At 66.3% G+C, this 1,237-nt stretch carries 1 protein-coding gene; it reads left to right on the forward strand.

All coding sequences use genetic code 11. The annotated features are described in order from the left end of the window. The coding region (gene ftsH / locus EOA27_RS37080; protein ID WP_127258788.1) for an ATP-dependent zinc metalloprotease FtsH at positions 1 to 1,237 on the forward strand (1,237 nt) is incomplete at both ends.

Below are 1,237 nucleotides of genomic sequence, written 5' to 3' on the forward strand. Positions count from 1 at the left end.
GACTTCGTCGAGATGTTCGTCGGCGTCGGCGCGAGCCGCGTGCGCGACATGTTCGACCAGGCCAAGAAGAACGCGCCCTGCATCATCTTCATCGACGAAATCGACGCCGTCGGCCGCCATCGCGGCGCCGGCCTTGGCGGCGGCAATGACGAGCGCGAGCAGACGCTGAACCAGCTGCTGGTCGAGATGGACGGCTTCGAATCGAACGAGTCGATCATCCTGATCGCCGCCACCAACCGGCCCGACGTGCTGGACCCGGCGCTGCTGAGGCCCGGCCGCTTCGACCGCCAGGTCGTGGTGCCGAATCCCGACATCGTAGGCCGCGAGAAGATCCTCAAGGTGCATGTGCGCAACGTGCCGCTGGCGCCCAATGTCGACCTCAAGGTCATCGCGCGCGGCACGCCGGGCTTCTCCGGCGCCGACCTGATGAACCTCGTCAACGAATCCGCGCTGATGGCGGCGCGCCGCAACAAGCGGCTGGTCACCATGGCCGAGTTCGAGGACGCCAAGGACAAGATCATGATGGGCGCGGAGCGCCGTTCGTCGGCGATGACGCAGGCCGAGAAGGAGCTGACCGCCTATCACGAGGCCGGCCACGCCATCCTGGCGCTCAACGTGCCGACGGCGGACCCGCTGCACAAGGCGACCATCATCCCGCGCGGTCGCGCGCTCGGCATGGTCATGCAACTGCCGGAAGGCGACCGCTATTCGATGAGCTACAAATACATGATCTCCAGGCTGGCGATCATGATGGGTGGCCGCGTCGCCGAGGAGTTCAAGTTCGGCAAGGAGAACATCACGTCGGGCGCTTCCTCCGACATCGAGCAGGCGACCAAGCTGGCGCGCGCCATGGTCACGCGCTGGGGCTTCTCCGACAAGCTCGGCCATGTCGCCTATGGCGACAACCAGGAAGAGGTCTTCCTCGGACACTCGGTGGCCCGCACGCAAAACATCTCGGAAGAGACGGCGCAGATCATCGATGCCGAAGTGCGGCGGCTGATCGACGACGCCTACTCGACCGCCAAGGCCATCCTGACCAAGAAGAAGAAGGAATGGATCGCGCTCGCCGAAGGGCTGCTCGAATACGAGACGCTGTCGGGCGAAGAGATCAAGCAACTGATCGCGGGCAACAAGCCGGCCCGCGACCTCGGCGACGACACCCCGCCCAGCCGTGGCTCGGCCGTGCCGAAGGCCGGCACCGGCGGCCGCCGCAAGAAGGGCCCGGGGCCCGAAGGCG

Source organism: Mesorhizobium sp. M2A.F.Ca.ET.037.01.1.1 (assembly GCF_003998075.1).
Lineage (GTDB): Bacteria > Pseudomonadota > Alphaproteobacteria > Rhizobiales > Rhizobiaceae > Mesorhizobium.